A 24,282-nucleotide genomic window follows, 5' to 3' on the forward strand; every position below is an offset into this window, starting at 1 on the left:
CATGGTCCTCGATCGCTTCCGGGTGGACGGGCTCGTCGGCGTGGTGACCGGCGCCGGACGGGGAATCGGGGCCGCGACCGCCGTCGCGCTCGCCGAAGCCGGTGCTGACGTCGTCATCTCCTCGCGCACGGCCGACCAGCTCAAGGCGGTCGCCGAACGGGTCGAAGCCGCGGGCAGACGAGCACTGGCCGTCGAAGCCGACCTCAACGACCTCGATGCGGTCGCACACCTGGCGACAGCGGCCAAGGACGAGTTCGGGCGGCTGGACATCGTGGTGAACAACGTCGGCGGGTCCATGCCCGCGCCGTTCACGCACACCACGCCCGACGCGTTGAAAGACGCCTTCCACTTCAACGTCGCCACCGCACACGCGCTGAACATCGCCGCCGTGCCGCTCATGCTGGAATCCGGCGGCGGATCCATCGTCAACATCTCCTCCGCCATGGCACGCCTGTCCGGCCGTGGATTCCTCGCGTACGGCACCGCGAAGGCCGCCCTCTCGCACTACACGCGGCTGGCCGCGACCGACCTGGCGCCGAAGGTCCGGGTCAACGCCATCTGCGTCGGGTCGGTCGCGACCTCGGCGCTGGACATCGTGCTGCGGGACGAGGAGATCAAGTCGAAGATGGAACAGGCGACCCCGCTCGGCGTCATCGGCGAACCGGAAGACATCGCCTCGGCAGTGCTGTACCTGGTCAGCGCGGCCGGGAAGTTCGTCACCGGCAAGGTGCTCGAGGTCGACGGAGGCACCGAGCGACCCACACTCGACCTCGGCTTGGAGGATCTGTGACCTATCGCGTCGTCCAGTGGAGCACGGGCAACGTCGGCCGCCACGCGATCGCGGGCATCGATGCCCGACGGGACACCGAACTCGCGGGCGTCTGGGTGTCCGCACCGGACAAAGTCGGCCGGGACGCCGGTGACCTCGCCGGGCTGGGCCGTGACCTGGGGGTGCGGGCGACGAACGACGCGGAAGCGTTGCTGGCGTTGAAACCCGACTGCGTCGTCTACACCGCGATGGCCGACGACCGGCTCGGCGAAGCGCTGGACGACCTCGCCATGATCCTGCGCGCCGGGATCAACGTCGTGTCGAGCTCACCCGTGTTCCTCCAGTTCCCCGACGGCGTCGTGCCCGACGAGGTGTCCGGCCCGATCAAGGCAGCCGCGGCGGAGGGCAACGCCTCCCTGTGGGTCAACGGGATCGACCCCGGCTTCGCCAACGACGCGCTCCCCCTGCTGCTGACCGGGATCAGCGAACGCGTCGACGAGGTCCGCTGCCAGGAGATCCTGGACTACTCGACGTACGACAACCGCAAAGTCCTCTTCGACATCATGGGATTCGGCGCGAAACCGGGCGACACCCCGCTGCTGCTGCAGCCGGGCGTGCTCGAACTCGCGTGGGGCAGCGTCGTCCGGCAGATCGCCGCGGGCCTGGACGTCGCCCTCGACTCGGTCACCGCGACCCACTCGATCGTCCCCGCACCGGAAGCGTTCGAGATCAAGTCGGGCACGATCGAAGCCGGGACGGCCGCTGCTTTGCGCTTCGAAGTTGCCGGGGTGGTCGGCGGCAAGGCGGTTTGTGTCCTCGAGCACGTCACACGGCTTCGTGCCGACCTGGCGCCGGACTGGCCCCAGCCCGTCGGGAACGGCAGCTACCGCGTGATCGTCACGGGTGAGCCGACTATCACCGTCGACTTGCGATTGATGGCCGCGGACGGCGACCACAACACCGCGGGGTTGAAGACGACCGCGATGCGCCTGGTCAACGCCATCCCTGCGGTTGTGGAGGCCGCTCCTGGTCTTCTCACCGCTCTTGACCTTCCTCTTGTCACTGGTCGCGGGCTTGTGGGTCGCTGAAGTTTCTTGTCCCTCGCCGGGTGGCAGACCTCGTGCCGAGTCGGGCTCGCGTGCCTGCTTTCCCTTCTTCGCTGCTATTCGCCCAGGAACTTCCGGGCGGCTTCGAGCGCGGTTTCGGCGTCCTTGGCTGAGCCGACGGAGAGTTCGAGTTTGCCGCCGTCCTTCGACGTCAGCTTCAACGTCACCTTCTTTGCGTTGCGGGTGACGATCAGCCAGTCCTTCACCGACCGGATCAGGGTGCCCGCCGTCGCACTTGTCAGCAGGACGACCACCGCGTCCAGGACGGCGCCCATCTCGCCTTCTTCGATCGGTGCCGCGTCGAGCTTCACGCGTCCGCGCAGGTCGTCCTCGTCGCGCAGCCAGTTCCCGAGCGAGCGCAGATCGTCTTCGGTGCCGTCAACTGTGATCGACGCGTTCTCTTCCGCCATGGGGAACACATTAGCCGCCCGGAAACGCGAACCAGCCCGGCATCACGCCGGGCTGTTTCCGCTTCGTTGCCTTGTCGCTCAGTCTTTCTTCGGCTCGGCTTCCGGCTCGTCCTTCTTCACGGCCTCGTCGCCGTCCTTGGCTTCCACCGCCGCCACTGGGACCTTCGCGGTTTTCTCGTCGTCCTTCTTGCCGTCCGTGTCCTCGTCGTCGGTGTCGGACGCTTCGGCTTCCTCTTCCGCGTCGTCGGACACCTCGATCGGTGCCGGGTCCTGCGGGGTGCCGTCGCCGCGCAGCAGCGCCAGGTCTTCGCGTTCGCCCTTGCTGCGGCCCATGATGAAGTACACGACCGCGCCGATGAAGACCAGGATCGAGACCCACACGTTCACCCGGACGCCGAACACGAGCGTGGCGTCGTCGGTACGCATCAGCTCGATCCACGTGCGGCCGAGGGTGTACCCGGCGACGTACAGGGCGAACGCACGGCCGTGGCCGAGGCGCATCTTCTTGTCGACGTACACCACCAGCAGCGCCACCGCGAGGTTCCACAGCAGTTCGTAGAGGAACGTCGGGTGCACGATCGCGATCGGGGTGTGGTCGACCGCGACACCGGAGAGCTGGTCGGCGATCCCCGTGTTCGGGTTCACGCGCTGGTAGATCTCCAGACCCCACGGCAGGGTCGTCGGACCGCCGTAGAGCTCCTGGTTGAAGTAGTTGCCTATCCGGCCGATCGCCTGGGCGGTGACGATTCCGGGCGCCACGGCGTCGGCGAACACCGGCAGCGGGATGCCCTTGCGTTTCGCGCCGAGCCAGGCGCCGACGGCACCGAGCGCGATCGCGCCCCAGATGCCCAGTCCGCCTTCCCAGATCTTCAGCGCGTCGATCGGGTTCTTGCCCTCGCCGAAATACCGGTGGTAGTCGGTGATCACGTGGTACAGCCGGCCGCCGATCAGGCCGAACGGCACCGCGTACACCGCGATGTCCACTACCTCACCGGGGCGTCCGCCCCTGGCCTGCAGGCGTTTCTCGCCCCACCAGATCGCCACGATGATCCCGATGATGATGAAGATCGCGTACGCGCGAATCGGGATCGGGCCGATCTCCCACACACCCCGGTCTGGGCTCGGGATGTTAGCCAGAAAGACTGTCGCTCCGGTCACGAGGCCACACGGTAACGCCTCGCCTCCGCGGCCCGCATACCACCCTGGCCAGTGCTGACGTCAGGCGGTCTGACCAGCGGCGACGCGCGACCGGACGCCCTGGGCCAGTTCGGTGGCCAACGTACGGACCTCGTCGAGGCTCTCGCCCGCCTTGGTCACGAACGCCGAACCGACGATCACCGCGTCGGCGAAGGACGCGATTTCCGCCGCCTGCGCACCCGACCGCACACCGAGCCCCACACCGATCGGCATGCCTGTGTGCACGCGGACGCGTTCGACCAGGTCCGGTGCCGCGCTGCTGATGGAGTCCCGCGCGCCGGTCACGCCCATCACCGAGGCGGCGTAGAGGAATCCGCTCGACTTGGCGACCGTGCGCACGATGCGCTCCTCCGTGGACGCGGGCGCGACCAGGAAGATCCGGTCGAGGCCGTGCGCGTCCGACGCGGCGATCCACTCGTCGGCCTCGTCGACGATCAGGTCCGGCGTGATGATGCCCAGTCCGCCCGCCGCGGCGAGGTCACGCGCGAACGCGTCCACGCCGTAGTGGTAGACGGGGTTCCAGTACGACATCACGACGGCACGGCCACCGGCCGCCGCGACGCGCTCGACGACCGTGAAGATGTCCTTCACGCGGAATCCGCCGCGCAGGGCCTGGTCGGCCGCGTGCTGGATGGTCGGACCGTCGATCACCGGGTCGGAGAACGGCAGTCCGACCTCGACGACGTCGCAGCCGGACTCGACCATCGCGGTGAGTATCTCGGCCGAGCCGTCCACCGTCGGGTACCCGGCGGGCAGGTAGCCGACGAGCGCTGCCCTGTTGCCCGCCCTGGTCGCCTCGAAGAGCGTGTCCAGCGTGCCCATGGTCTAGTCCTCCCCCACGAGGCCGAAGAACTTGGCCGCGGTGTCCATGTCCTTGTCGCCCCTGCCGGAGAGGCTGACCAGGATCACGCCGTCCTCGCCGAGTTCCTTGCCCAGCTTGATCGCGCCGGCGAGGGCGTGCGACGACTCGATCGCCGGGATGATGCCCTCGGTGCGCGACAGCAGCTGGAAGGCCTCCATGGCCTCGGCGTCGGTCACCGAGTGGTACTCGGCGCGGCCGGAGTCCTTCAGGTGCGCGTGCTCCGGGCCGACGCCCGGGTAGTCCAGGCCCGCCGAGATCGAGTACGCCTCGACGATCTGGCCGTCGTCGTCCTGCAGCAGGTACGAACGCGAGCCGTGCAGCAGGCCGGGGGTGCCCTCGGACAGGGTGGCGCCGTGCTCGCCCGTGTCGACGCCGTGCCCGCCCGGCTCGAAGCCGACCAGGCGCACGTCCTTGTCGTCGACGAAGCCGTGGAAGATGCCGATCGCGTTGGAGCCCCCGCCGACGCACGCGGAGACCGCGTCCGGCAGCCGGCCGGCCTTCTCCAGCATCTGCCTGCGCGCCTCGATGCCGATGATCCGGTGGAAGTTGCGCACCATCAGCGGGAACGGGTGCGACGCGGCCGCGGTGCCGAGCAGGTAGTGCGTGGTGTCCACGTTGGTCACCCAGTCGCGCAGCGCCTCGTTGATGGCGTCCTTGAGCGTGCGCGAGCCTGCCTTGACCGGGATGACCTCGGCGCCGAGCAGGCGCATCCTGGCCACGTTGAGCGCCTGGCGCTCGGTGTCGACCTCGCCCATGTAGACGACGCAGTCGAGGTCGAGCAGCGCGCACGCGGTCGCGGTGGCCACGCCGTGCTGGCCCGCGCCGGTTTCCGCGATGACGCGCTTCTTGCCCATCCGCTTGGTGAGCAACGCCTGCCCCAGCACGTTGTTGATCTTGTGGGAGCCGGTGTGGTTGAGGTCTTCGCGCTTGAGCCAGATCTGCGCCCCGCCCGCGTGCCTGGCGAACCGCGGCGCCTCGGTCAGCAGCGAGGGACGGCCCGCGTAGTCACGCAGCAGCCGCAGCAGCTCGTCGACGAACTCGGGGTCCGTCCTGGCCTTGTCGTACTCGGCTTCCAGCTCCTCCAGCGCGGGAACCAGCGCCTCGGGGATGAACCGGCCGCCGAACGCGCCGAAGTAGCCGCGCTCGTCCGGGTCGTGCGCGTCGTGCTCGTGCCCGGTCTGCTGCCCGTTGCCCGCGCTCATCGGGACGGCCTCGGGCACGCCGGGTGCGAACCGGCCGTGACCAGTTTGGTCAGCGCCGCCTTGGGGTCGCCGCTGGCCACGAGGCCCTCGCCGACCAGCACCGCGTCGGCACCGGCACCGGCGTAGGCCATCAGGTCGCCGGGGCCGCGGACACCGGACTCGGCGATCTTGACGGTCTCGAACGGCAAACCCGGGGCGATCCGCGTGAACACCTCGCGGTCGACCTGGAGCGTGTGCAGGTCGCGGGCGTTGACGCCGATCACCGACGCGCCCGCCTCCAGCGCGCGGTCGGCCTCCTCCGCGGTGTGCACCTCGACCAGCGCGGTCATGCCGAGCGACTCCACGCGGTCGAGCAGGCCGACCAACGTGTTCTGCTCGAGCGCCGCGACGATCAGCAGCACCAGATCCGCCCCGTGCAGCCGTGCCTCGTGCACCTGGTACGGGCTGACGACGAAGTCCTTGCGCAGCAACGGAACATCCACCACCGCACGGACCGCGTCGAAGTCCGCCAACGACCCGCCGAAGCGCCGCTGTTCGGTCAGCACGCTGATCACCCGCGCACCCGCCGCCGCGTAGTCCTTCGCCAGCTCAGCCGGATCCGGGATGTCGGCCAGCTCGCCCTTGGACGGACTGCGGCGCTTGACCTCCGCGATCACGCCGACGTCCGAGGACCGGAGCGCGCTCACCGCGTCGCGCGGCGGCACCGCTTTCGCCGCCTGCTCCTTGAGTACCTCGAACGGAAGCCTTGCTTCGCGGGCCGCGAGATCCTCGCGCACACCGTCGATTATCGACTCGAGAACGCTCACCGCGTATGCCCCTTCCCGCCGCACTGATGCTAACCCCGCGCTGGTTCTCGGCAGGGCACCGGGTCGGCCGTGCACACATAGCATGCGCCTGGCGACGCAACGATTGCGCGACAGACCTCACAATGTGGGGTCGTCACCCTCCGAGAGGGCACGCCACATCTCCTTCTCACCCGACGGTTCGCTGGCACTTCTCGCCGCAGCCGGCGCTTGGTATTTCGCGCCCAGCCTCGGCATCCTGTGGCCGCGACGGACCAGCAGCACGCCGGCGGCGACGACCGCGAGCCCGCCGAGCAAGGCCAGTCCGCGGGCCGGGAGTCCTTGCGCGTGCTCGAAGGCACCGTTGACCGCGGGCCAACAAGCCGCGATTCCCGTCAGCGCCAAGAGGACACCGACGGCCCTGCGCGGCCAGCCGCTCGTGGCCAGCACACCGGCCACCCCGGCCAAGTAGATCAGCGCCAACGGGATCAAGGCGCTCACCTGTTCGGAACCTGTCAGTTCGGGCGACCACTTCAGCCGGGACGCGCCCCACAGCGCCGCCGACGCGGCCAGCAGGAGCGCGACCACGATCCATAGTGGACGACCGGAGCCCGGTCCGTGCGAAGGCGTCGCGGGCTCAGTCATCGGCGGCCGGCCTGATCGTCCCGGCCATCGCGATCGCCGAGAGCACCGCGCCCGCCTTGTTCTGGCACTCGTCGTCCTCGGCGGCCGGGTTGGAGTCGGCCACGATCCCGGCCCCTGCCTGCACGTATGCCACGCCGTTCTGGACCAGCGCGGTCCGGATGGCGATCGCCGTGTCGGCGTTGCCCGCGAAGTCGAGGTAGCCGACCACCCCGCCGTAGAGGCCGCGCCTGGTCGGTTCCAGTCCCTCGATCAGCTCCATCGCACGCGGCTTGGGCGCCCCGGACAGCGTTCCCGCCGGGAAGCACGCCGTGACCGCGTCGAACGCGGTCTTGTCCGCCGAGAGCTTGCCGGTGACCGTCGACACGATGTGCATCACGTGGCTGTAGCGCTCGACCCGGAAGAAGTCGACGACGTGCACGGATCCGGGGTCGCACACGCGGCCGAGGTCGTTGCGGCCGAGGTCGACGAGCATCACGTGCTCGGCCCGTTCCTTCTCGTCGGACAGCAGGTCCTTCTCCAGGATGGCGTCCTCGTCCGCGTCGGCCCCGCGCCAGCGGGTGCCCGCGATCGGGTGCGTCGTCACGACGCCGTCCCTGACCGTGACCAGGGATTCCGGGCTGGACCCGACGATGTCGAAGCCGTCGAGCCGCAGCAGGTACATGTACGGGCTGGGGTTGGTGGTCCGCAGGATCCGGTACACGTCCAGTGAATCGGCCTCAGTGCGCATCTCGAACCGTTGGGACACCACGATCTGGAAGGCCTCACCGGCGCGGATGGCTTCCTTGGCCGTCTCGACCGCCGCGCCGAACTCCTCGCGGGTGCGGCGGCGGGTGAACTCCGGCTGGGGGCGCTCGAACACCATCGCGGTCGGCGGGGCCGACGTGTACAGGTCGGCGGACATCCGGTTGAGCCGCTCGACCGCGTCGTCGTACGCCTCGTCGACCCGTTGGGGCGAGTTGTCCCAGTTCACGGCGTTGGCGATGAGGGTGATCGTGCCTTCGTGGTGGTCGAGGGCGGCCAGGTCGGTGGCCATCATCATCACCAGTTCGGGGATCCCCAGGTCGTCCTCGGCCAGTTCCGGCAGCCGTTCCAGCCTGCGGACCGTGTCGTAGCCGATGTACCCGACCATCCCGCCGGTCAGCGGGGGCAGGCCCGGCAGCGGCTCGGTGTGCAGCAGCCGGAAGGTCTCCCGCAGCGCTTCCAGCGGGTCGCCGTTGCCGTTGAGGTCGTCGGGCACCTTGCCGGTCCACGCGGCTGTGCCGTCCTTGGAGGTCAGCCAGGCGGCGCAACGGGCGCCGACGAAGGACCACCGCGACCACGACCGGCCGTTCTCGGCCGACTCGAGAAGGAACGTCCCAGTCCGCTCACCCGCGAGCTTGCGGTACACCCCGACGGGGGTCTCGGCGTCCGCGAGCACCTTGCGGGTGACCGGAATCACCCGCCGATCGCGCGCGAGGGCGTGAAACTGCTCCCTGGTGGGGCTGATCGCGCCCATCCCGGTGCGCACGGGCAGATCCGATCCGATCACGCTGGCCATACCGGCCATTCTGCCGGGAGCCGAACGGCGCTGACGACGGGGTTTGACCCCTGACTCGATTAATTCACCAAGTGTTGAAAAGTTTGTCCGTTCAAGTGATGATGGTGACGTGACGACGAGCGCTGAGCAAGAGGGCAAGCGGCGCGGACGGCGGCCCGCCGGCGCCGACACCAAGAACGCGTTGATCGAGGCCGCACGCGCCGTGTTCATCGAACAGGGCTACGAGGGCGCGACAGTCCGCGCGATCGCCAAGCGGGCGGGCGTCGACCCCGCCATGGTCAACCACTGGTTCGGCGGCAAGGAAGGCCTCTTCGGCCAGTCCGTGCTGCAGCTGCCGGTCGACCCGACGGTGTTCGCCAACGAGATCTCCGAAGGAGACGTCAACACCCTCGGCGAACGGATCGTCCGCCGGTTCCTGACCATCTGGGACAGCAGCGGCGGCGGCCAGTTCTCGGCGCTCGTGCGCAGCGTCGCCAGCCACGAGATGGCCGTGCACGGCCTGCGCGACATCTTCCTCAAGCAGATCTTCATGCGGGTGGCCGCGCGAACGGGCTCGGACAACGGGATGTTCCGCGCCACCCTCGTCGCCAGCCAGCTGATCGGCATGGGCATGGTCCGGTACGTCACCAAGTTCGAACCGCTGGCGAGCAACGACATCGACACGATGGTCGCCGCGGTCGGCCCGACGATCCAGCGCTACTTCACCGGCGACATCGGCTGATCACCTACAACCGGATCGGGCCGAGCCACCAGTTCGCCGGGGCGTCCGGATCGGTGGTCGTCCAGTACCCGATCGTCGCGTCGACGAACTCGCCGGGCGTCAGGCAACCGTCACCGTCGACGTCGAGGTGGGCGAACGCGATGTCCGCGTCCGCACGCGACAGTTCGGGAAAGTGCGCGTGCTGGAACGTGCGGAACTCGGCGGGCGTGATCCGGCCGTCGCTGTCGATGTCGGCGATCTCCAGGAACGCACTGGCGACGGCGCCGAGCGTGGCCCGCGCGGCCGCGGGGTCGCCGGCGAGCGCCGCGGTCGCCGCGATGAACTCCTCCCGCCCGATCGCGGTCTGACCAGGGGGCAGGTGCGGCAGGTGCACCTCGCGCCAGATCCTGAGGTACACGTCGACGATCCGCTGCTGCTCCGGTGATCCGGCGGAATGGCCGAGCGCTTCCGCCGAGCGCTTCCCCATGGCGACGTGATCGTCCTCGTCGAGCACGCCGTTGCCGTCGGCGTCGAGCATGTCGAATCCGCGACTGATTTTGGCGGACAGGAAGTCCGCGCCCGTTCGCACCATGCGCCCAGGATCCGGCCGCCATCCGCCCCCGGCAAGGACACTCACCGGATCGGAGCGCCGCCACCCGGCGGGCATCGCGCCATTGGGGGTCCACCCGGCCACCGGCCTTGCCCGTTCAGCCGATTGCCGGGTAGCGCACGGGAACGTCAGTCGGCGGCCAGCAGGACGTCCGCGTCGAAGCACGTGTGATCGCCTGTGTGGCACGCGGCGCCTTCCTGGTCGACCACCAGCAGGACCGTGTCGCCGTCGCAGTCGAGCCGGACCTCGTGCACGCGCTGCACGTGCCCGGACGTCTCCCCCTTCACCCACAACCGCTGCCGGCTGCGCGAGAAGTACGTGCCCTTGCGCGTGCTCAGGGTCAGATCCAGTGCCTCGTCGTTCATCCACGCGACCATCAGCACCTCGCCCGTGCCACGCTGCTGGGCGACCGCGCACACCAGGCCGTCGGAGTTGCGCTTGAGGCGAGCGGCGATCTTCGGGTCGAGGCTCATTTGTGCTCCAGGTAGTCACGCGCGGGCTGGGTGTTCACGAGCACAGCCGTGTACAGGTACGCGGCCGTGAGCAGGCCGGATACCGCACGCACCCACCCCGGCGCGCCGCCGGACAACGCGATCAGCAGATGCGCGAGGGCGAACAGGCTCGTCACCACGATCGTGACCACGCGCACGAACCTCAGCCGTGTCCACAACCCCACGCACACGGCGACCGCGACGATCCCGGCGCCGATCGGGAAGCGGAGGTTCTGCGTGTCCCACAGCAACGCGACCACCACGAACAGGACCGCGCCGAAACCGATGACCGCCAGCGGCACCTTGACCTCGGTGGGGACCTCCGCCTGCGCGCTCACCTGACCTCGATCCCGTCGGCCCGCATGGCGTCCTTGACCTCGCCGATCCGCAACTGTCCGAAGTGGAACACGCTGGCCGCGAGCACGGCGTCCGCGCCCGCCCGGACCGCCGGAGCGAAGTGGCCGACGTCCCCGGCACCGCCGCTGGCGATCAGCGGCACGTCCACCACCGCGCGCACGCGTTCGACCAGCTCGATGTCGAACCCGGCCTTCGTGCCGTCCGCGTCCATCGAGTTGAGCAGGATCTCGCCGACGCCGAGCTCCTGGCCCTTGGCGGCCCACTCGATCGCGTCGATGCCGGTGCCGCGCTTGCCGCCGTGGGTCGTCACCTCGAAGCCGTTGCCCGCGCGCCGGGCGTCCACCGAGAGCACGATGCACTGCGCACCGAACCGCTGCGACGCCTCCCGCAGCAGCTCGGGCCGCAGGATCGCGGCGGTGTTGATGCTGACCTTGTCGGCTCCCGCGCGCAGCAGCCGGTCGATGTCGTCGACCGCGCGCACGCCGCCACCGACGGTCAGCGGGATGAAGACCTGCTCGGCCGTGCGGCGGACCACGTCGAAGGTGGTCTCGCGGTCCGATGAGGACGCGGTGACGTCCAGGAAGGTCAGTTCGTCCGCGCCTTCCGCGTCGTACGCGGCGGCCAGTTCGACCGGGTCACCGGCGTCGACCAGGTCGGTGAAGTTGACGCCCTTGACCACCCGCCCGGCGTCCACGTCGAGACAGGGGATCACGCGTACCGCGACAGCCATGGCGGAAAGCCTACGTGGCACGCTGGAAGGCATGGCACGCGCCGGACGCCGACCCGGGCAGAACGAGACCCGCGAGCTGATCCTGGCCGCGGCCAGGGCCCAGTTCGCCGAGCTGGGCTACGACGGCGCCACCATCCGGGGCATCGCGGCGCAGGCCGCCGTGAACCCGGCGCTGGTGCACCACTTCTTCGGCACGAAGGAGCAGGTCTTCGTGGCCGCGCTGCGGCTGCCGATCGACCCGGCCACGGTCGTGCCCGCCCTGGTCGAGGGGCCGCGGTCGCAGTTCGGGGAGCGGATCGTGCGGCTGTTGCTGACCGCGTGGGGCGATCCGGTGACCAGGGAGCCGCTGCTCGCGATGGTCCGCACGGTCACCACGAACGACCAGGCCGCGCGGATGCTCAAGCAGTTCATCGAACGCCAGGTGCTCGCCAGGGTGTCGGCCGGTCTCGGCGTGCCGCGGCTGCGGCTGGCCGCGGCGGCCTCGCACATGGTGGGGCTCGCGTTGCTGCGCTACGTGGTCCAGGTGGAACCGCTGGCGGGCGCGGACGTGGACGAGCTCGTCGGTACGGTCGCGCCGATCATCCAGTCCTACGTGGATGATCCCGGGGACGTCACGGCGTAGCAGATGGTGCCCTTGGCGCCGCGGAACAGCTTGCTGCTGTAGATCACCAGCCAGCCGCTCGGGCCGTACTTGCGGGCCATCACGCGGCGCACCCGGTCGGTCCCGGCCGCGTCGAGCAGCCTGGCGACTGCGGGGACCGGCTGGCTCCTCGGCCTGCCGCGGACGTCGCACTCGGCCAGTTCGATGTTCTTCTCGCGGCGCAGGCGCTTGACCTTGCCGGAGTCGGAGCGGGTCCAGAAGACCAACTCCTCGCCGTCGCGCGCCGACCAGACCGGGGTCGGCACCTTGGTCCCGTCCTTGCGGAAGGTCGTGACCAGCACGTACTTGCTGTCAGCCAACCTGGCCAGTTCGGCGTCCACAACGGCCAGATTAGACCGGCCCGAGCGGCTTGTGGGGCTGGGCGGGCAGCTCGACGCGGATCTCGTCGCCGGGGCGGACGACGCCGCCGCTGAGCACGACCGACATCACCCCAGCCTTGCGGACCAGGTTGCCGTCCTCGTCGCGGTCCAGCGTCTGCTTGAGCAGTCCCTGCTGGAAGGCGTCGATCTGCACGCACGGGTTGCGCAGCCCGGTCACCTCGACGACCGCCTCCGCGCCGAGGTGCAGCCGGGTCCCGGTGGGCAGGCCGAGCAGGTCGATGCCGCGCGTGGTGACGTTCTCGCCGATCTGCCCCGCCGCCACGGTGAACCCGGCGTCGCGGAACTCGTCGAACAGCTCCGAGTGGATCAGGTGGACCTGCCGCAGGTTGGGCTGCCTGGGGTCACGCCGGACGCGCGACCGGTGTTTGACGGTCACGCCCTGGTGGACGTCACCTTCGACACCGAGGCCTTCGAGCAGCGTGATGCTGTCGGTGTTCGGTTTGGTGAAGGTGTACTCGGCGCTGCGACTCACGGCCGTGATCAGTGGTGTCACTTTCACCAGGGTACTCAGGGCGTTCGCCTGCGGAGGGTGGCTGCGCCGAGCACCAGCGCCAGCAGGGCGCAGCCGCCGATGACCACGAGGTCACGCGCCAGCGAGCCGGTGAAGTCCGAGGACCGGGTGACGTGGGTGAGCGCCTGCACGGCGTAGGACAACGGCATCACGTCCGACAGCCAGTTCAGCAGGCCCGCCATGTCCCCGCGCGGGACGAACAGCCCGCACAGCAGGATCTGCGGCATCACGAACACCGGCATGAACTGCATCGCCTGGAACTCGGTGCGCGCGAAGGCGCTGACGAACAGGCCGAGCGCCATGCCGAGCAGGGCGTCGAGCACCGCGATCACCAGCAAGATCCACAGTGGACCGGTGAGTTCCAGGCCGAGCCACCACACCGAGACCAGCGTGGCGACGGACACCTGGACGACCGCGACGGCACCGAACGCCGCGGCGTACCCGGACAGCAGCCCGAACTTGCCGATCGGCATGGTCATCAGCCGCTCCAGCGTGCCGCTCGTGCGCTCACGCAGCGTCGTGATCGACGCGATCATGAACATGATGATGAACGGGAACACACCGAGCAGCGCGGGCGCTGCCCGGCTGAACGACTGCTCGGAGTTGAACACGAAGCGCAGCAACACCATCAGCAGCGACGGCAGGAGCAGCAGCAGCGCCAAGGTGCGCGGGTCGTGCCTGAGCTGGGCCAGGATCCGGCGGGTCGTGCTCATGCGGCTTCCTTGATCAGTTTGAGAAAGGCGTGTTCGACGTCGGGTGTGCCAGTGCGCTCCCGCAGCCCTCGCGGTGTGTCGTCGGCGAGGATCCGGCCCTCGCGCATGAGCAGCAACCGTTGGCAGCGCGCGGCTTCGTCCATCACGTGGCTGGAGACCAGCAACGTCACCCCGCGCGCGGCGAGGCCGTGCAACAACGTCCACAGTTCCTCGCGCAGCACGGGATCGAGGCCGACCGTGGGTTCGTCCAGTACCAGCAGTTCGGGTTTGCCGAGCAGGGCGACGGCCAGGCTCGCCCTGCTGCGCTGCCCGCCGGACAGTTGCCCGACCATGGCGTTGGCGTGGTCGGCGAGGCCGACCTCGTCGATGACACGCCGCACGTCGGCACGCGGCGCCTTCAGGACGGAAGCGAAGTACCTCAGGGCTTCCGCGACGGTCAGGTCGCCGTAGAGCGCCGGGTTCTGCGTGGCGTAACCGACCCGGTCGCGCAGTCCGGGGTCGCCCGCGGGCAGACCGAGGACGGTGACCGTGCCCGATTCGACGATCTGCGCACCCACGACCGCGCGCATCAGCGTCGACTTGCCGCACCCGCTCGGCCCCAGCAGTCCGGTCACCGAGCCGCGCCCGACCTGGAAACCCACCTCGCGCAGTACCGGCCTGCCGCCCCGCCGCACGGTCAGGCCGTCGACGCCGACAACCACCGAATTAACCATGTGTTTAATTCTGCCTGACGCAGCCGTCCGTGTCCACCACCGGGCGCGCGTCGACGCACCGCGCGCAAGCCAGTAGCCCGTTCGCCAGACCGGCAAACGGGCTACAGCTCACCCGACAAAGGGAGTTCAGAAAAAAGGTGTTATGCGCACCTCAGAACGTTACGGCCGATTCGGCTAGCAACCAGGAGTACTCCAGGCCGGATCTGCGCCGACCCATACGGTCGCACCACTTTCGGTGTAAGTCCGATACCGATTCGAACCTTCGACAGCCGACCAGTAGAAACAGCGTCCCGGATGCCACACACCGACGTTGCTGCCGCCGGACGGCGCGTTCCACAGTGTCAGGTTTTGCGCCGTCACTGTGCGATAGCCAGCAAGAACGTGCACGTCAGCAGCGGCTGGCGCTGCCGCGAACCCCGTCGCGACGGCGAGGCTCGTCGCGATTACCGCGATGCAGCGCCTGACAGTTCCCTGCATATGCCCTCTTTCGAGTCAGCGGAACTTGAATGCGGGAGATTTCCGACATGCTGGCCGGGTGCCAAATACCTCGGACAAAGATCGAAAACATCCACCCCGGCCCGCAGGCGACGCGCGTCACGTTGACCGAGTCTATGGCCGACCGATGACGGGGCGCATTACTCCGATCCGGCAATTCCCGAATGCGCCGCACAACAAACAAATCATCGCGTACCGGTGATCCGTTCTCCGCCGCTCGACCGCGCGTCAACCGACGGTTGACGATCCGCGGGTCGTCAACCTACAGTTGACGCATGACGAACCCCGGCACACCCCGTCTCGGCGAACTGATCGACACGGTGGAACGACTGCACCCCGACGGCGACCCGCTGCGCAAGCTGACGGACGCGGTGCTGCTCGCCCAGCACCTCGACGAGATCGCGGACCACCTGATCGGCCACTTCGTCGACCGCGCAAGGCATTCCGGCGCGTCGTGGACGGACATCGGGCAGAGCATGGGCGTGACCAAGCAGGCCGCGCAGAAGCGGTTCACGTCCAACGCGCCGGAGCAGCTGGACATCTCCCAGTTCGCCCGGTTCACCGACATGGCGAGGGTCGCGACCGTCGCCGCCCAGAAGGAAGCCGAGCGGCTCAAGCACGCCGAGATCACCCCGGGCCACATCCTGCTCGGCCTGTTCGCCGTGCCGAAAGCCGTTGCCGGGCGGGCGATCGAGTCCCTCGGCGGGTCAGCCGAGACGATCGTCGGCACCGTCCGCGCGAAGCTCGGGCCGCCTGTCGGCAACCCGCCGAGCAACCACACCCCGTTCTCCGGCCAGTCCAAGAAGGTCCTCGAACTGACCGTCCGGGAAGCGTTGCGGCTCGGGCACAACTACGTCGGGACCGAACACCTCCTGCTCGGCCTGCTGGCGTTGAACGACAGCACGGTCGTCGACACGCTCGACGAGGCCGGCGTGCCGATCGACCGGATCGAGAGCGCGATCCTCAGCGAGTTGCCGCCAGCGCCTCAGGAAGGGTGAAAGCACCGGCGTACAAGGCTTTCCCGATGATCGCACCTTCCACGCCGTCCTGCTCCAGCTGCCCGATGGCGACCAGGTCGGCCACTGTGGACACACCGCCGGACGCGACGATCGGGGCGTCGGTGCGGGCGCAGATCTCCGCGAGCAAGCCGAGGTTCGGGCCCTGCAGCGTGCCGTCCTTGCTGACGTCGGTCACGACGTAGCGGCTGCAGCCGTCCCGGTCGAGCCGGTCGAGCACGTCCCACAGGTCGCCGCCGTCCTGCGTCCAGCCACGTGCGGCCAAGCGGTGCCCGGCCTCGGTGATCCGAACGTCCAGGCCGACCGCGATCTTGTCGCCGTACTCGGCGATCGCCCTGGCGCACCACTCCGGGTCCTCCAGCGCCGCGGTGCCCAGGTTCACCCGGCGGCAACCGGTCGACAACGCGGCTTTCAGCGACTCGTCGTCCCTGATCCCGCCACCGAGCTCGACCTGGATGTCCAACTCGCCGACCACGCGCGCGATCAGCTCGCGGTTGTCACCACGGCCGAACGCGGCATCCAGGTCGACCAGGTGAATCCACTCCGCACCGTCGCGCTGCCAGGCCAGAGCGGCCTGCAACGGGTCGCCGTAGCCGGTCTCGGTACCGGCCTCGCCCTTGACGAGGCGAACGGCCTTGCCGTCGACCACGTCGACAGCGGGAAGCAGCGTCAGAGTCACGGCGCAGACTCTACTTGGCCAGTTCCGGCCGGTTGTCCGCCCCCGATTCCCGGCCGCCCTGCCCCGACGGGAAATCGTCACGGGCTTTTCGCGTGTTGATTCTTACCGCTTCCAGCGCCATGGTCGAGTGACCACCATCGGAAGTCGAATACGTGAGACCTCCCACGAATGAGAGTGGATGTTCACGCGCGTATCGACGCCATCACAGCATTGAAAGTCACGGTGGCCTGCGCCGCCGCGGCTGTCGCCTTCACCACATTCGATGGCCGCGCGTCCTGGGGAACCAACACGGTCGACGCCAACAACAGCGACTGCCACGGCTCGCACGTCGCGGGCACGTCCGGCGGCGCGAACGCGGCCATCGACCAGGCCGTCCGCAACTCGATCGCCTCCGGCGTGACGTACGCGATCGCGTCGGCCAACGCCAACCAGGACGCTTGCAACTGGTCACCCGCCCGGGTCGCCGAGGCGATCACGGTGAACGCGACGGACACCAACGACCGCCGGGCCACGTTCTCCAACTGGGGCTCCTGCACGGACATCTTCGCGCCCGGCGTGGGCATCGTGTCGTCGCACCACACGTCCGACACCGCCAGCGCCTCGATGCAGGGCACCTTGATGGCCAGCCCGCACGTAGCCGGTGCCGCGGCACTGTGGCTGGCCGTACACCCTTATGACACACCAGGTCCCGTTGGCGCTGCCCTCGCAGCCAACGCGACCCAAGCGGCGTGGGCAGCGACATCGGGAGCACTGGTCTATAGGGACTTGAGCCAGTTCCGCAGCAGGTGCGCTCCGGCGTCGCCGGACTTCTCCGGGTGGAACTGAGTCGCCGACAGGGCGCCGTTCTCCACGGCTGCGACGAAATCGCAGCCGTGGTTCGCCCAGGTGACCAGCGGCGCCGCGAGCGTGCCGGAGTCCTCGAGCTCCCACTTGCGCACCCCGTACGAGTGAACGAAGTAGAACCTCGTGTCAGCGTCCAGCCCGGCGAACAACTGCGAGCCATCGGGAACACGGACCTTGTTCCACCCCATGTGCGGAACGACATCAGCCTCGAGCCGTTCGACCGTGCCGGGCCACTCGTCGCAGCCCTCGGTCTCCTCGCCGTGCTCGATGCCCCGCTCGAACAAGATCTGCATCCCGACACAGATGCCGAGGACAGGACGACCACCGGCGAGCCGCCTGCCGACGGTCCGGTGCCCCTGAACGGACTTCAAACCCCGCATGCAAGCGGCGAACGCCCCGACACCGGGAACGACGAGCCCGTCCGCGTTGAGCGCCGCATGGCGGTCAGCGGTGACCTCGACCTCGGCGCCGACGCGCTGAAGCGCGCGTTCGACGGAGCGAAGGTTCCCCGACCCGTAATCCAATACGACAACTCGCACGGGATAGAGGGTACCCGTTGCTCCGAACTGGCCAGAATAGGCGAACCGGCTAACAGCGAATGCCGCACCTGAGACGCTGGTTACATGTCGGACGAGGCCCTGCGCCATCGAAGAAGCCCGCCGATCAGGCGCTCGCGGACTCGACCTGAGCGCGCGTTGGGCCTACGGACCCTGCCGCCTGAACTGGCGGAACTCCCCAACCTCGCCGGGCTCGCGCTGTCGGACAACGATCTCCCCGAACTGCCCACCTGGTTTCCGCTCGTCCAGACCAAAGGCAAGGGGCACTTCGAGGATCCGAGGCGAGAACGACGCGGACTTCCGTGCTCTCGAAGCGATGCTGTTCGAGCTGGACAAGAATCGACGTTGGGGCGGCCTTTCCCGCACCACCACACCTGAAGGCCTGCGCCTTTCCCTCTGTGCCGAGCACCGCAGGGCGTATCTACCGTAGAACCACAGGCAGCTCCTTCAACCGGGTTCCGGCAATACCGCCGAGCACGACCTGCATGAGCTCCTCGTACGGAACCGTCAAACGCGCCGACGGGAAGTCACGGGCCAGAACCTTCCGCACAGCATGGAGTTCGGCCTGCGCCAGCTGAGCACCCACGCAATAGTGGGCACCCGCGCCGAATGTCAGTCCCAGACCCGCGAGGTCCACCAGAATCGGAGCTCGGGCAGGCAGTCGCGTTCCGGCGAGCTCCATCTCCCCCGCCGTGAACCGCCACAGGCTGAAGGGTGCGGGCGGGTTCTCCCGCAACGTTTCCGCCACCGGGTCGTCGCTCGGGGTTCCGAGCATCCGGGCTACCACGTAGCCGATTGCCGCGTCCGTGGTCACCTGGCTGGCCAGGATCAGGCCGAACAAGTGGTAGCGCAGTTCGTCCTCGGGTGTACCGGCCAGGCGTTCGCGGAGTTCCGCTGCCAGGCCGTTTTCCTGCGCGGTCGCTGCTATGTCCATCAGTGTTTCGATTGCGGCGACCTGGTCGACGTCCATGTGCCTGCAGGCGTCCACGGCCTTGCTGACGTTCTCCGGCGGGATGGCCATCATGTCCAGCAGGACTGCGAGCGGGAAGCGGACCGTGAAGTCCGCCATCAGGTCGACGGCACCTTCGCCCAGGCCCATCAGCATTTCGTGGGCGAGTTCCTCGATCCGGTCCTGCCGCTCACGGATCCGCTTGCCGGTCAGCAGCGGCGCCTGGACCCGGCGCAGTGCGGTGTGCGCCGGGCCGTCCAATGTGGTCAACGAGGGCCGGAGGGCCGCCGGTGGTTCCAGGCCCGCGACCATCGGGTCCCAGTCCTCCGGCGCCATCGCCGGGTCTTTCACGATCCGCGGATCGGCCATCACCTGTTTGACCAGGTCACCGTCGGTCACGATCCACACCTGGCCGCCCGCGGGCGCGTCAACCGCCACCAGCGGACCGGCCGCGCGCAACGCCTCCGGGACCGGATTGGGCTCCGTCATCCCGCGCGTGGCCGCCGTGAAGGGATCAATCATCCGTTCAACCTTCCCCAGAAAGTAACTTCACCATGAAGCTATCACCCGGGGAAGGTACCTTGTCAACACAGCACGAGCTTGGTTGAAGGTGGAGGTAGGGCAGCCAAGTGGCGATGACGCACGCCGAAAACCCCGAACCCCGCCCACTGCGCCCGCACTCGGCGCAAGGCGAGGTCAGCGAGCACGCCCTGAAGATCCTCGACGGGCTGCGGGCGTTCGGCGCGGACTACACCGACATCACGAACAAGTTCGCCGCCTGGCTCGGTCTGCATTCGACCGAGGCGGCCGCACTCGTGGAGATCCTGCACGCCGAAGACAGCGGGACGCCGCTGTCCCCCACGCAGCTGAGCACGCGGCTCTCACTGACCACGGGCGCGACGACGAACCTGCTCAACCGCCTTGAGCGACTCGGTCACATCGTGCGTACACGTGAACACGCTGACCGGCGCAAAGTGACCGTCCGGGCCAGCCCGCAGATCGAAGAGCCCGCGCGGGAGTTCTTCGAGCCGTTCAACACACGGCTGGGTGACCTGGTCAGCCGGTACTCACCGGAAGAACTGGCGCGGTTCGAGGACCTTCTCGACGGCCTGCGGTCGACGCTGCGCTCGCTCTAGAGCATCCAGGCGACCGCGCCGCCGACCGCCAGCACAGCGAGCGCGCCGAGCAGCACGGCGAAGACCTTCGCCGTCTTCCACGCCGCGTAGACACCGCCGAGCAGGAACCCGGCCAGGATCATCAAGCCGATGATCGGCACTTCCTTGGGCACTACAGCACACCCTTCGTCGACGGGACCCCGCTCACCCTAGGGTCTGGCTCGACGGCGGCGCGCAGCGCCCTCGCCACGGCTTTGAACTCCGCCTCGGTGATGTGGTGCGGGTCGCGGCCGTGGATCACGCGGACGTGCAGCGCGATCTGGGCGTGGAAGGCCAGCGAGTCGAACACGTGCCGGTTGAGCACGAACGGGTAGTTGTTGCCGATCGTGAACGCGTTGAACTGCTCGGGTTCGCCGACGTGCACGCAGAACGGGCGGCCGGAAACGTCCACCGCGGCGTGCGCCAGCGTCTCGTCCATCGGGATCCACGCGTCGCCGAAACGGCGGATGCCCGCCTTGTCGCCGAGTGCTTCCCTGATCGCCTGGCCCAGCACGATCGCCACGTCCTCGACCGTGTGGTGCGCGTCGATCTCGACGTCCCCGGTCGCGCGGGCGACCAGGTCGAACGAGCCGTGCGCGCCGAACGCGGTCAGCATGTGGTCGTAGAACGGCACGCCGGTGCCGATGTCGAGTTTGCCTGAGCCGTCCAGGTCGATCTCGACGCGCACGGACGACTCTTTGGTGCTCCGCTCGACCTTGCCGATCCGGTTCATGAGGCGATGATCTCCTTGCTGGCGGCCAGGAACGCGTCGTTCTCGTCCGGTGTGCCGATGGTGACGCGCAGGTGCCCGGCGATGCCTACGTCCCTGACCAGCACGCCGCGATCCAAGTAGGACTGCCACGCGCCGGGACCGAACGGTCCGAAGAGGACGAAGTTGGCGTCGCTGTGCACCGGCGAGTACCCCATCCCGGCGAGGGATTCGACGACCCGGTCGCGTTCGGCGGCGAGTTTGGCGACCGACGCCAGTGTGGCGCCGGCGTGCCGCAGCGCGGCCCGCGCGGCGGCCTGGGTGAGCAGTGAGAGGTGGTACGGCAGCCGGACCAGCTGCAACGCGTCGACCACGGCGGGCGCGGCGATCAGATAGCCCAGCCGTCCCCCGGCGAACGCGAACGCCTTGCTCATCGTCCGGCACACGACCATCTTGTGGCCGAAGTCGTCCAGCAGGGACACCGCGCTCGGCTGAGCCGAGAACTCGGCGTAGGCCTCGTCGACCACGACGATCCCCGGCGCGGCGTCGATCAGCACCCGCAGGTCCGCCAACGGGATCGCCTGCCCGGTCGGGTTGTTCGGGCTGGTCACGAACGTGACGTCCGGGCGCTTCGCGCGAACGATCCCGACCGCCTGCACCGCGTCCAGCGAGAAGTCGGCACGCCGGGGCGCGGGCACCCACTCGGTCTTGGTGCCGGCGGAGATGATCGGGTGCATCGAGTACGACGGCTCGAACCCGACCGCGGCCCGTCCAGGGCCGCCGAACGCCTGCAGGATCTGCTGCAGGATCTCGTTGGACCCGTTGGCAGCCCACAGGTTCGCTGACGTGACCGGGTAGCCCGTGCTTGTGCTGATGTACGCGGCCAGGTCCTCGCGCAACGCGACCGCGTCCCGGTCCGGGTAGCGGTGCAGCTGACGCGCGACCTCCTCGACGGCCGCGGTCACGTCCGCCACCAGCTCCGGCGGCGGCGGGTACGGGTTCTCGTTGGTGTTCAACCGGACCGGCACGTCGAGCTGCGGCGCGCCGTACGGTGTGCGGCCGCGCAGGTCTTCGCGCAGCGGCAGGTCTTCCAGCTTGACGTCTTTCATCGCTTCTCGAATCTCGCGGCGACGGCCTGGCCGTGCGCGGGGAGGTCTTCGGCATCGGCGAGTGCGATCACCTTGTCGGCGACCTCGCGCAGGGCGTCCTCGGAGTAGTCCACGACGTGGATGCCCCGCAGGAATGTCTGCACTGACAAGCCGGAAGAATGTCGCGCGCAGCCGCCCGTCGGCAGCACGTGGTTCGACCCCGCGCAGTAATCCCCAAGCGACACAGGCGAATACGCGCCGATGAAGATGGCGCCCGCACTGCGGACACGCGCCGCGACCTCGCGGGCGCCGGCCGTCTGGATCTCCAGGTGCTCGGCCGCGTACGAGTCGACGACCTTCAGCCCGGTGTCCACATCAGACACCAGGACGCAGCCGGACTGCTTGCCGGACAACGCGGTGGTCACCCGCTCGTCGTGCTTGGTCGCCGCGACCTGGCGGCGCAGCTCGGCGTCCACCTGGTCGGCGAGGTCGTCGGACGTGGTTACCAGGACGCTGGCGGCGAGCGGGTCGTGCTCGGCCTGGCTGATCAGGTCCGCGGCCACGTGCGCCGGGTCGGCGGTGTCGTCCGCCAGGATCGCGATCTCGGTCGGGCCGGCCTCGGAGTCGATGCCGATCAAGCCGCGGAGCAAACGCTTGGCCGCGGTCAGGTAGATGTTGCCCGGACCGGTCACCATGTCCACCGGCGCCAGTTCAGCACCGTCGGTGTCCGTGCCGCCGTAGGCCAGTAGCGCCACCGCCTGCGCGCCACCGACGCCCCAGACCTCTTCCACGCCCAGCAGGGCACACGCCGCGAGCACGGTCGGGTGCGGCAGGCCGCCGAAGTTCTTCTGCGGCGGCGAGCACACCACAAGCGACTCGACACCCGCAGTCTGCGCAGGCACGACGTTCATGACCACACTGGACGGATAGACCGCCAAGCCACCCGGCGCGTACAGGCCTACACGCTGCACAGGGACCCAACGCTCGGTGACCGTCCCCCCTGGGACGACCTGCGTCGTGGTGTCCGTACGGCGCTGGTCGGCGTGCACCTTGCGAGCCCGCTCGATGGTCTCCAGCAGCGCTTCCCGCACCTTGGGATCGAGTTCCCGCTCGGCGGTGGCCAGGTCCTCGGCCGACACCCGGACGGCAGCGGGCCGCACGCCGTCGAACTGCTCGGTGAACTCCAGCACGGCCTCGACACCGCGATGATGGACCGCCTCGACCAACGGACGGACGCGGTCGAGCACCACGTCCACATCCGTCTCAGCCCTTGGGAGGGCAGCCCGCAGTTCGGCGGACGACGGCACACGGCCACGCAGATCGATGCGGCTGAGCATGACTCAAGAGTAAAGGTCGGCTCGTCGTGGGCCGAACCTGGCGTGCATGAGGTCGACACCGAGGCCGCCGGTCAGCAGCCGCTCCTTGGCGTTGCCGAGCAGCTGGCGTGTCCACGTGGTGAAACCACCGTCCGCCAGTGACACGTCACCCGCCCTCAGCTCGAAGCACGCGTCGACGTAGTAGCCACGACCCTTCTGCCTCTCATCGTCGAAACCAACCTTGACCTGCGGAGATTCGCCTCTCAGCCGCTCGATGACACGCTCGGCGACGGCATCACGACGACTCTCGTCGAGGACCGTGACCAGCACCTGAACGTCCGCCAAATGCTCGATCAACGCAACCATCGCGCTCAGTTGTGCGCACAGACTGCCGGTTTCGAAGCGGAACGAACCTTCATCACGGCCCGCGACAGTCAACGCAAGCAGCCGGAAATGTGACGACCATCCCTGCGGAAACGGCTGGGCCCGCAGCAGCCGGTGAGACGCGCACAGACGCACCGGCTGCCGTCCCGACCTGCGAACAGCAGACTCCAACGCCAACGCGTTGGTCGAGTCAGCCATCACCTCGGAGCCCCGCGCGGTGGTGACAACCCGATTCTGGTCCGTCCCGGACAGGACGCTGACCGTGCCCAGCGGGCTTACCGGCGACAACTCGACCGGCGTGTACCCCCTGTCCCGCAGCGTCTTGAACGCGAACAGGTCATACTCGGCTTGACTGACTGGGTCCACTGTGGCCACTCCAGTGAACCGATCGCGCTTGTACTGCGCCAGAACTTGCGCCGGGGTGCGTTTGGCCGCTTGTCTCCTGTGCACGTCGAGCAGCAGGGATCGCAAGTCCGCCGGCGCGAGGTCGGCGAGCAGACCAGGCAGACCGGGTACTCCGGTTGTCCGTTCGATCCGATCGATGAGCGTCACCGTGCCGACGTTGCCAGAGACCGCTTCCGATCGCGCGCTATTTCCCGGCTGACGACGCGGAACCCGGATCGCGTCGACTTACCGGCAGCACCACCTGCCCCACACCCACCCCCACCAACCGTCCAGCCGCATCGACTGCCCAGCCATTGTGCGGAGTGGCCAGT

Annotated in this window: 30 protein-coding genes; 7 read left to right on the top strand and 23 right to left on the bottom strand. The window is 68.7% G+C overall.

The window, feature by feature from the left end:
• Position 1 precedes the first annotated feature (1 nt).
• Both AOZ06_RS43315 and AOZ06_RS43320 read left to right on the top strand, forming a co-directional pair.
• Positions 2–790, top strand: coding sequence for an SDR family oxidoreductase (locus AOZ06_RS43315; protein ID WP_054294678.1), 789 nt, complete (start codon positions 2–4; stop codon positions 788–790).
• A complete protein-coding gene (locus tag AOZ06_RS43320) occupies positions 787–1,857 on the top strand; it encodes an NAD(P)H-dependent amine dehydrogenase family protein (protein ID WP_054294679.1) in 1,071 nt (356 codons plus the stop codon). Before AOZ06_RS43315 ends, AOZ06_RS43320 begins: the two co-directional genes overlap by 4 nt.
• Positions 1,858–1,931: 74 nt before the next feature.
• Here AOZ06_RS43320 and AOZ06_RS43325 read toward each other — a convergent pair whose 3' ends face one another.
• The 7 genes from AOZ06_RS43325 to AOZ06_RS43355 form a co-directional block, all read right to left on the bottom strand.
• The gene (locus AOZ06_RS43325; RefSeq protein ID WP_054294680.1) at positions 1,932–2,285 is read right to left on the bottom strand and encodes an effector-associated constant component EACC1; all 354 of its coding nucleotides are present in this window, start codon (positions 2,283–2,285) and stop codon (positions 1,932–1,934) included.
• Between the two features lie 78 nt (positions 2,286–2,363).
• Positions 2,364–3,443 carry a prolipoprotein diacylglyceryl transferase gene (gene lgt / locus AOZ06_RS43330; RefSeq protein ID WP_054294681.1) on the bottom strand — a complete coding sequence of 360 codons (1,080 nt, stop codon included), beginning with the start codon at positions 3,441–3,443 and terminating at the stop codon, positions 2,364–2,366.
• 60 nt (positions 3,444–3,503) lie between these two features.
• Entirely contained in the window at positions 3,504–4,304 is an 801-nt protein-coding gene (gene trpA, locus AOZ06_RS43335; RefSeq protein ID WP_054294682.1) for a tryptophan synthase subunit alpha, read from the bottom strand.
• Between the two features lie 3 nt (positions 4,305–4,307).
• The gene (gene trpB / locus AOZ06_RS43340; RefSeq protein ID WP_054297350.1) at positions 4,308–5,546 is read right to left on the bottom strand and encodes a tryptophan synthase subunit beta; all 1,239 of its coding nucleotides are present in this window, start codon (positions 5,544–5,546) and stop codon (positions 4,308–4,310) included.
• Positions 5,543–6,352: an indole-3-glycerol phosphate synthase TrpC gene (gene trpC, locus AOZ06_RS43345; protein ID WP_054294683.1), complete on the bottom strand. Its 810-nt coding sequence runs from the start codon at positions 6,350–6,352 to the stop codon at positions 5,543–5,545. The genes trpB and trpC overlap by 4 nt, the downstream gene beginning before the upstream one ends.
• Before the next feature lie 117 nt (positions 6,353–6,469).
• On the bottom strand, positions 6,470–6,916 hold the full coding sequence (locus AOZ06_RS43350; RefSeq protein WP_335338331.1) for a Trp biosynthesis-associated membrane protein: 447 nt from the start codon (positions 6,914–6,916) through the stop codon (positions 6,470–6,472).
• Positions 6,917–6,965: 49 nt separating this feature from the next.
• Positions 6,966–8,510 carry an anthranilate synthase component I gene (locus tag AOZ06_RS43355; RefSeq protein ID WP_157233566.1) on the bottom strand — a complete coding sequence of 515 codons (1,545 nt, stop codon included), beginning with the start codon at positions 8,508–8,510 and terminating at the stop codon, positions 6,966–6,968.
• A 109-nt stretch (positions 8,511–8,619) separates the two neighbouring features.
• Between AOZ06_RS43355 and AOZ06_RS43360 the strand changes: the two genes are divergently transcribed.
• A complete protein-coding gene (locus AOZ06_RS43360) occupies positions 8,620–9,231 on the top strand; it encodes a TetR/AcrR family transcriptional regulator (RefSeq protein ID WP_054294685.1) in 612 nt (203 codons plus the stop codon).
• 4 nt (positions 9,232–9,235) lie between these two features.
• On the opposite strand, the gene AOZ06_RS43365 is transcribed toward AOZ06_RS43360, so the two are convergent.
• From AOZ06_RS43365 to hisF, 4 genes are all read right to left on the bottom strand, one after another.
• The gene (locus tag AOZ06_RS43365; protein WP_054294686.1) at positions 9,236–9,802 is read right to left on the bottom strand and encodes an EF-hand domain-containing protein; all 567 of its coding nucleotides are present in this window, start codon (positions 9,800–9,802) and stop codon (positions 9,236–9,238) included.
• A 146-nt stretch (positions 9,803–9,948) separates the two neighbouring features.
• Complete coding sequence (gene hisI / locus AOZ06_RS43370) at positions 9,949–10,293, bottom strand: phosphoribosyl-AMP cyclohydrolase (RefSeq protein ID WP_054294687.1); 345 nt, start codon at positions 10,291–10,293, stop codon at positions 9,949–9,951.
• A complete protein-coding gene (locus AOZ06_RS43375) occupies positions 10,290–10,649 on the bottom strand; it encodes a hypothetical protein (RefSeq protein WP_054294688.1) in 360 nt (119 codons plus the stop codon). Before AOZ06_RS43375 ends, hisI begins: the two co-directional genes overlap by 4 nt.
• Positions 10,646–11,398 carry an imidazole glycerol phosphate synthase subunit HisF gene (hisF, locus tag AOZ06_RS43380; protein WP_054294689.1) on the bottom strand — a complete coding sequence of 251 codons (753 nt, stop codon included), beginning with the start codon at positions 11,396–11,398 and terminating at the stop codon, positions 10,646–10,648. The genes AOZ06_RS43375 and hisF overlap by 4 nt, the downstream gene beginning before the upstream one ends.
• Between hisF and AOZ06_RS43385 the strand changes: the two genes are divergently transcribed.
• Positions 11,397–12,020 carry a TetR/AcrR family transcriptional regulator gene (locus AOZ06_RS43385; RefSeq protein ID WP_225953043.1) on the top strand — a complete coding sequence of 208 codons (624 nt, stop codon included), beginning with the start codon at positions 11,397–11,399 and terminating at the stop codon, positions 12,018–12,020. The genes hisF and AOZ06_RS43385 overlap by 2 nt on opposite strands.
• Here the strand turns inward: AOZ06_RS43385 and AOZ06_RS43390 are convergent.
• The 4 genes from AOZ06_RS43390 to AOZ06_RS43405 are packed head-to-tail and all read right to left on the bottom strand — an operon-like array spanning position 11,987 to position 14,376.
• Positions 11,987–12,379 carry a PPOX class F420-dependent oxidoreductase gene (locus AOZ06_RS43390; protein WP_054294690.1) on the bottom strand — a complete coding sequence of 131 codons (393 nt, stop codon included), beginning with the start codon at positions 12,377–12,379 and terminating at the stop codon, positions 11,987–11,989. The genes AOZ06_RS43385 and AOZ06_RS43390 overlap by 34 nt on opposite strands.
• A gap of 10 nt (positions 12,380–12,389) precedes the next feature.
• Positions 12,390–12,932, bottom strand: coding sequence for an MOSC domain-containing protein (locus AOZ06_RS43395; RefSeq protein ID WP_236951925.1), 543 nt, complete (start codon positions 12,930–12,932; stop codon positions 12,390–12,392).
• A gap of 14 nt (positions 12,933–12,946) precedes the next feature.
• Positions 12,947–13,663 carry an ABC transporter permease gene (locus tag AOZ06_RS43400; protein ID WP_054294691.1) on the bottom strand — a complete coding sequence of 239 codons (717 nt, stop codon included), beginning with the start codon at positions 13,661–13,663 and terminating at the stop codon, positions 12,947–12,949.
• Positions 13,660–14,376 (bottom strand): ABC transporter ATP-binding protein, encoded by a 717-nt coding sequence (locus tag AOZ06_RS43405; RefSeq protein WP_054294692.1) that lies wholly within the window; start codon positions 14,374–14,376, stop codon positions 13,660–13,662. The genes AOZ06_RS43400 and AOZ06_RS43405 overlap by 4 nt, the downstream gene beginning before the upstream one ends.
• Before the next feature lie 770 nt (positions 14,377–15,146).
• On the opposite strand from AOZ06_RS43405, the gene AOZ06_RS43410 reads away from it, so the two are divergent.
• A complete protein-coding gene (locus tag AOZ06_RS43410; protein WP_054294693.1) occupies positions 15,147–15,869 on the top strand; it encodes a Clp protease N-terminal domain-containing protein in 723 nt (240 codons plus the stop codon).
• On the opposite strand, the gene priA is transcribed toward AOZ06_RS43410, so the two are convergent.
• Positions 15,835–16,566, bottom strand: coding sequence for a bifunctional 1-(5-phosphoribosyl)-5-((5-phosphoribosylamino)methylideneamino)imidazole-4-carboxamide isomerase/phosphoribosylanthranilate isomerase PriA (priA, locus tag AOZ06_RS43415; RefSeq protein ID WP_054294694.1), 732 nt, complete (start codon positions 16,564–16,566; stop codon positions 15,835–15,837). The genes AOZ06_RS43410 and priA overlap by 35 nt on opposite strands.
• Before the next feature lie 210 nt (positions 16,567–16,776).
• Between priA and AOZ06_RS55400 the strand changes: the two genes are divergently transcribed.
• On the top strand, positions 16,777–17,391 hold the full coding sequence (locus AOZ06_RS55400; RefSeq protein WP_225953044.1) for a S8 family serine peptidase: 615 nt from the start codon (positions 16,777–16,779) through the stop codon (positions 17,389–17,391).
• On the opposite strand, the gene hisH is transcribed toward AOZ06_RS55400, so the two are convergent.
• Positions 17,322–17,948, bottom strand: coding sequence for an imidazole glycerol phosphate synthase subunit HisH (gene hisH, locus AOZ06_RS43425; protein ID WP_054294696.1), 627 nt, complete (start codon positions 17,946–17,948; stop codon positions 17,322–17,324). The two genes, AOZ06_RS55400 and hisH, sit on opposite strands and share 70 nt — an antisense overlap.
• 439 nt (positions 17,949–18,387) lie before the next feature.
• Positions 18,388–19,437: a cytochrome P450 family protein gene (locus AOZ06_RS43430; RefSeq protein WP_054294697.1), complete on the bottom strand. Its 1,050-nt coding sequence runs from the start codon at positions 19,435–19,437 to the stop codon at positions 18,388–18,390.
• A gap of 113 nt (positions 19,438–19,550) precedes the next feature.
• Between AOZ06_RS43430 and AOZ06_RS43435 the strand changes: the two genes are divergently transcribed.
• Entirely contained in the window at positions 19,551–20,051 is a 501-nt protein-coding gene (locus AOZ06_RS43435; protein WP_054297354.1) for a MarR family winged helix-turn-helix transcriptional regulator, read from the top strand.
• Here AOZ06_RS43435 and AOZ06_RS57380 read toward each other — a convergent pair.
• Genes AOZ06_RS57380 through AOZ06_RS43455 form a run of 5 tightly spaced genes read right to left on the bottom strand, consistent with a single transcriptional unit; the run spans position 20,048 to position 24,118 of the window.
• A complete protein-coding gene (locus AOZ06_RS57380) occupies positions 20,048–20,203 on the bottom strand; it encodes a hypothetical protein (RefSeq protein WP_157233567.1) in 156 nt (51 codons plus the stop codon). The two genes, AOZ06_RS43435 and AOZ06_RS57380, sit on opposite strands and share 4 nt — an antisense overlap.
• On the bottom strand, positions 20,203–20,802 hold the full coding sequence (gene hisB, locus AOZ06_RS43440) for an imidazoleglycerol-phosphate dehydratase HisB (RefSeq protein WP_054294698.1): 600 nt from the start codon (positions 20,800–20,802) through the stop codon (positions 20,203–20,205). Before hisB ends, AOZ06_RS57380 begins: the two co-directional genes overlap by 1 nt.
• Positions 20,799–21,887 (bottom strand): histidinol-phosphate transaminase, encoded by a 1,089-nt coding sequence (locus tag AOZ06_RS43445; RefSeq protein ID WP_054294699.1) that lies wholly within the window; start codon positions 21,885–21,887, stop codon positions 20,799–20,801. Before AOZ06_RS43445 ends, hisB begins: the two co-directional genes overlap by 4 nt.
• Complete coding sequence (gene hisD / locus AOZ06_RS43450; protein WP_054294700.1) at positions 21,884–23,203, bottom strand: histidinol dehydrogenase; 1,320 nt, start codon at positions 23,201–23,203, stop codon at positions 21,884–21,886. The genes AOZ06_RS43445 and hisD overlap by 4 nt, the downstream gene beginning before the upstream one ends.
• Positions 23,204–23,206: 3 nt before the next feature.
• Positions 23,207–24,118, bottom strand: coding sequence for a hypothetical protein (locus AOZ06_RS43455; protein ID WP_054294701.1), 912 nt, complete (start codon positions 24,116–24,118; stop codon positions 23,207–23,209).
• Between the last annotated feature and the right edge of the window lie 164 nt (positions 24,119–24,282).

The organism is Kibdelosporangium phytohabitans (genome assembly GCF_001302585.1).
Classification (GTDB): Bacteria; Actinomycetota; Actinomycetes; order Mycobacteriales; family Pseudonocardiaceae; genus Kibdelosporangium; species Kibdelosporangium phytohabitans.